Below are 5,151 nucleotides of genomic sequence, written 5' to 3'. Positions count from 1 at the left end.
TGGTATAAAGTGTGTTTTATCTACATAGTAAAAACCACCTTCTATAATATCTCTAAAGGTTTGTATGCCTATTGGTAAAAGCTTCATAATATGATTATAGCATTATTTATTTTAGGTTTTTAAAAGCCAAAAAACCTTTTGATAGCTTAATTGGTTTATAGCCTAAGTGTTCTAAAGGTTTGAGGTCTTCATTTTCTCCTAAGACAAGAAACGCATATTTGTTTGATAGTCTTTCCATTGTTTTTACTATGTCAATAGGTTTGCCAAAAGCCCTTTCTATAGTAGATTCAAATGTTTTGTCTAAGCGAGTGGCATCTTTGCACAATACTTCATAATGTAATCCAAGCTTTATTTTTATATGCTCCAAAAAGGCACATTTTTTTGCAACAACTTCTACTAAACTGACTTTTAGATTGTTATCAAGGATAGAAAACACCACGCCTAAAAAACCAGCTCCAGCCCCTATATCTGCTATCTCTTTTATATCAAAATCTTTTACTTTGTAAAATATCTCTTCAGCATCTTTTATATGTCTTTCAAAAATCTTTGATTCATCGGCTTTTGATATGAGTTTATGTACTTTGTTCCACTTTAGAATTTCATTTATGTATATTTCATACGCTTTATCTCTATTCATAAGTTAATTATAAAATATGCTATAATATATAGCTTGAAAACTTTCTATAGAAGGAGTGATTGTTATGAAAAGAGTTAGTGTTGAGCTTTTAGAAAGAGAAGCTTCTACAAAAAGTGATAAAAAGAGCAAAAGAAAAGAAGGGTTTGTGCCTGTGGAAATCTACGGCAAAGGTGTCCAAAATATACACGCTTACATGAGAATAAAAGATTTAGCGGCTATGCCTCACGGTACTACATTTTTGATAGAGGCGAAGCTTGGCAACGAAGTATTGCCTTGTCTGTTGAAAGATGTTCAATATGGATGGCTCGGTGATAATCCGATACATGTAGATTTATATAACATATCAAACGTTACAGAGACCGATGTAGAGGTGCCTCTTGAGTTTGTTGGTACTCCAAAAGGTGTGGAACTAGGCGGTACCCTTGAAATACATCTTCACAGTATAGAGTTAAAGGTAAATCCAAGAGAAATACCAGATAAAATAACGGTGGATATATCAAATGTGGGTCTTGGCGGAGTTTTGCACGTTAAAGATCTGAATATACCGGCAAATTGCAAATTGATGGAAGACCCAGAAGAGGTGGTGTTGGTAGTGGCAGAACCAGAAGAAGCTAAAGAAGGCGAAGAAGAGCAAGCTCAAGAAGCTGCTACCAAATAATGATAAAAGCCTTAGTGGGACTCGGGAACCCGGGTCCCAAATACAAAGATACAAAGCATAACATAGGATTTAAAGTAATAGATGAAATAACTTTTAAATTACATCTCAAAAACCCAATTGAAAAATATATGTCTTTGGTTTTTCACATAAAAGAAAAAGATATATACCTTATAAAACCGCAAACCTTTATGAACAACTCAGGTATAGCCCTAAGGCAGTTTGTAGAAAAAACAAAGATATTGCCCAGTGATATACTTGTAATATACGATGATATGGATTTGCCAATTGGCACCATAAAGTTAAAACCAAGCGGTGGTTCTGGAGGTCATAACGGAGTGGAATCTATTATAAAAGAGTTGAGAACTCAAGATTTTCCAAGGTTAAGAATAGGGATAGGAAGACCGGCTTCAAGAGAAGAGGTGATAGACTATGTTTTAAGCCCTTTTGAATACAAAGATACACCCATTGTAAAAAAGACCATAGAGAAAGCCAGTGAATGCGCTCTAAGAAGTTTAGAAGAACCTCTTGAAAACGTAATGACTTTATGCAATACAAAAAGCTTATAAACTTTTTGCCTATCGTAGTTTTTTCCTTATCACAGCTAAGCTGCTCTTCTATAACGTCTACGGTAAACTACGAAGCTTATAAGCTCGGTATAGAAAAATCCAAAGCTCCTTTAAAATATCTTGCAGATAGAATGGCTTATCACACATGTCCTACTTTTGAAGTATACAACAAGACCTATACTATACCTGTGGTGGCTGTGATGACTTATGTAGATTCAAACAACATAAACTATACGAGTGCTTTGGGTAAAACCCTCACAGAGCTTTTTAAAGATGCTCTTATAAGAGAATGTAAAGTTAGAATTATAGAAATAAATCTTTCCAAGTATGTGACGGTAAACTCCCACGGTGATGTGGCTCTTTCTTCTGATGTAAAAGATCTAAGGACAAAATTTAAAACCTCATACATATATCAAGGGATGTATACGTTGACAAGGCACCAGCTTATAGTATACACTAGGCTGATAAACGTAAGAACAGGCAACATAGATAAAGCTTATACCGATGAGATACCAGCCAACGATGAAATAAGAGAACTCCACGATGAATAGTGGCTATTTTGATTGATTTCCAAAAAACTTTTTATAAAGTGTTATATTTACAAACATTATAGAAGTATATATGAAAAACGGTAAACTGATAAAGGAAAGCTCCCATAAAAAACTTGTAAGCGCCGTAGCTATAGAAGAAGCGCTTAATCTTGATATTTGATTTAGGCTAAAAGCCCTTGCCATTTCAGATATATCTATCATTTCACTCATCATAGATTGTTGTATTGGTAGTGCAAGCACCCTAAAAGATGGATAAAGACTGTAAAGCACCAAATCTATATATAGGTTTTTTACAAGAGGCATACAAAGTATTATAATGGCACCGGCAAGTCTTGTAAGTATTATGCTTTTAAGATTGCCAAAATGTTTATACAAAATGTTAGCAAGAAGAGGTGAAAAAGAAGCTAAAACGCCAGCTAAAAAGGCCCAAGATGCCATATCCGATTTTTTTATGTGATAAACTATTATGAAAAATGGAATCAAAAATGGTGTTATAAGCCCTTGGGAAAATCCATTTAGAAAGCCTACCACAGAAAATTGACCTATGGTTTTTTTACTGTTTAGCGTGTCCAATCTACCCTTTTTATGGTATGAATCTATTGGTATTATAAAAAGTATGCCCAATAACGATATCCAAAAAGCCACTAAAAATGCTTCTTTGTTGCTTGGAATAAACTTCATCAAATAAGCGCCGAAAGCCCCAGATATACCTGTTAGAAAAGTAAATACCGAATAGGCAAACACTCTTTTTTCCTTTGGTATTATATCTGTAGCCAAAGCGTTTACTGCAGGCATTATAGCACCACCCACTCCACCACTCATCAAAGAACCGGTAGCAGAATACCCGCCTAAGACAGCGCTTAAAAAAGCCACTATATAAGAAGGCTCTAAATATAAAAGCAAAGCGCTCAAGGGTAAAAGTAAAGATATCAATATAACGGCGTTTTTCCTATGCCAAACGTCTGCTATTACACCGCCAAATACAGATATTAAAGCGGTAGAAATCGTAGCCAATGCGTATATAAGGCCTAAGTATCCTATGCTTTTATGAAAATCTTTCAAGATAACATAAGGAAATGCTATTGTGATAATACCACCAGCAATACCTCTTAAAACTCTGAATATAGAAATATAAGCTATGTTTTTATACATTTAAGCCATATCTTTGAACTCTTTAAATATGTAAAGAGCATCGTGAGGTCCAGGTGAAGCTTCTGGATGAAATTGCACAGAATAATAGGGGATATTTTTATGGCCCATACCTTCTATGGTGTTGTCCAATAAATTAATATGTGTGATTTCCATAAAATCTGGCAAATCTTCTACAGCGTAGTTGTGGTTTTGAGATGTGATTACTATTTTCTTGCTTCTTAAATCTTTAACTGGATGATTGGCTCCATGATGCCCAAACTTTAACTTGTAAGTTTTTGCTCCAATTGCCAAAGCCATTATTTGATGGCCAAGGCATATTCCAAATACAGGCTTTTTCCCAAAAAAATGTTTAGCTATGCTTATGCCGTTTAGCACGTTTGCTGGGTCTCCAGGGCCATTTGATAGAAATACCGCGTCTGGGTTCATGGCTTCTATATCTTCTTTCGATGTGTATGCTGGTACTACAGTGCAGGTAATATCGTTTTCTACTAGATACTTTATTATGCTTTTTTTGATACCAAAATCTACCAATACAAAGTGTTTTGAGCTTTTATAGGCGTGAATTGTATAAATCTTATCCGTGGTTACTTCAGACACCAAATCAAGAGAAGATATGTCCTTGACCATTTTTACTTTATCGTATATGGTTTTGGGCGTTAAATCTATGGTAGATATAAATCCTCTAGTAACGCCTCTTTCTCGTAGTATTTTCACCAAAGCCCTTGTGTCTATGTTTGATATTCCTACTATGTTGTGCTTTTCAAGGTAAGAAGATAGTGTAGAAATAGATGTGTGATTGCTGTCTATTCTTGATATTTCCCTTACCACGAAACCTGCAACTTTTGGAGAATCTGACTCCACATCGTCGTTGTTTACACCGTAATTTCCTACTTGTGGGTTTGTCATTACTACTATTTGGCCTTTATAAGATGGGTCTGTTATAATCTCTTGATAACCTGTGATGGCAGTGTTAAATACCACTTCTCCAAAACATTCACCGGTTTTGCCAAAGGATTTGCCTATAAAATATGTACCATCTTCAAGACACAAGATTGCTTTCATTAAAAGCTTATTATAACATAGTATCTTTTTTCTAAAAGCTTTAAAACAATATAATATATATCATTAAGTATATCTGTAAAAAGTTTATACTTTTTTTATAAAATTACGATATAATATATATAGCTTGACAAAGGCAGTATTAGATGCTATACTTTAGTTAAAGGAGGAGAAAGCTATGAATAGGTTTCTTACAATGCTGGCGCCAGCCATAGGACTGGGGTTCATGCTCTACGCAGCGAGCGCACACGGAAACGAAGGTGCAGGTGTGTATGCGAACCCAGAACCAAACACCTGTAACGATGGTGCCTATTGGATTACATGTATTGACATCAACAAAATTAAAGCTCTTGGTAAAGAAGAGCACAAACCAGCCCCACCACCTCCACCACCTCCACCTCCACCACCCGCACTTCCCGCATAGCTTGTTGTTATTGATATACCAGTGCCACCATTACTATTAATACCTCCAGCACCTCCATTTGCATTAGGATTGTTTCCTCCAGTTATTGTTCCAAGATTGTTAAA

8 protein-coding genes are annotated in these 5,151 nt (G+C 35.4%); 4 read left to right on the top strand and 4 right to left on the bottom strand.

Annotated features, from left to right (window positions below; translation table 11 throughout):
- Both ACP5S8_RS07650 and ACP5S8_RS07645 read right to left on the bottom strand, forming a co-directional pair.
- A partial coding sequence (locus ACP5S8_RS07650) for an AAA family ATPase (RefSeq protein WP_461876363.1) occupies nt 1-87 on the bottom strand: 87 nt, incomplete at its 3' end.
- A 19-nt stretch (nt 88-106) separates the two neighbouring features.
- Nucleotides 107-637: an RsmG family class I SAM-dependent methyltransferase gene (locus tag ACP5S8_RS07645; protein ID WP_461876362.1), complete on the bottom strand. Its 531-nt coding sequence runs from the start codon at nt 635-637 to the stop codon at nt 107-109.
- Nucleotides 638-701: 64 nt separating this feature from the next.
- On the opposite strand from ACP5S8_RS07645, the gene ACP5S8_RS07640 reads away from it, so the two are divergent.
- From ACP5S8_RS07640 to ACP5S8_RS07630, 3 genes are read left to right on the top strand one after another with little or no spacing between them, the layout of a single operon-like run.
- Nucleotides 702-1,295 carry a 50S ribosomal protein L25/general stress protein Ctc gene (locus tag ACP5S8_RS07640; protein ID WP_461876361.1) on the top strand — a complete coding sequence of 198 codons (594 nt, stop codon included), beginning with the start codon at nt 702-704 and terminating at the stop codon, nt 1,293-1,295.
- On the top strand, nt 1,295-1,861 hold the full coding sequence (gene pth, locus ACP5S8_RS07635) for an aminoacyl-tRNA hydrolase (RefSeq protein ID WP_461876360.1): 567 nt from the start codon (nt 1,295-1,297) through the stop codon (nt 1,859-1,861). The genes ACP5S8_RS07640 and pth overlap by 1 nt, the downstream gene beginning before the upstream one ends.
- On the top strand, nt 1,840-2,412 hold the full coding sequence (locus tag ACP5S8_RS07630; RefSeq protein WP_461876359.1) for a FlgO family outer membrane protein: 573 nt from the start codon (nt 1,840-1,842) through the stop codon (nt 2,410-2,412). The genes pth and ACP5S8_RS07630 overlap by 22 nt, the downstream gene beginning before the upstream one ends.
- 3 nt (nt 2,413-2,415) lie before the next feature.
- Here ACP5S8_RS07630 and ACP5S8_RS07625 read toward each other — a convergent pair whose 3' ends face one another.
- Both ACP5S8_RS07625 and carA read right to left on the bottom strand, forming a co-directional pair.
- Nucleotides 2,416-3,564, bottom strand: a complete 1,149-nt coding sequence (locus ACP5S8_RS07625) for an MFS transporter (RefSeq protein WP_461876358.1) — start codon at nt 3,562-3,564, stop codon at nt 2,416-2,418.
- Nucleotides 3,565-4,626, bottom strand: a complete 1,062-nt coding sequence (gene carA, locus ACP5S8_RS07620; RefSeq protein ID WP_461871073.1) for a glutamine-hydrolyzing carbamoyl-phosphate synthase small subunit — start codon at nt 4,624-4,626, stop codon at nt 3,565-3,567.
- A gap of 175 nt (nt 4,627-4,801) precedes the next feature.
- Between carA and ACP5S8_RS07615 the strand changes: the two genes are divergently transcribed.
- Entirely contained in the window at nt 4,802-5,047 is a 246-nt protein-coding gene (locus ACP5S8_RS07615) for a hypothetical protein (RefSeq protein ID WP_461876357.1), read from the top strand.
- Nucleotides 5,048-5,151: the final 104 nt, after the last annotated feature.

This window comes from Hydrogenobaculum sp., from assembly GCF_049967395.1.
Classification (GTDB): Bacteria; Aquificota; Aquificia; order Aquificales; family Aquificaceae; genus Hydrogenobaculum.
The sequence above is the reverse complement of the archived record's forward strand: the minus strand, read 5'-3'. Positions and strand labels throughout refer to the sequence as shown.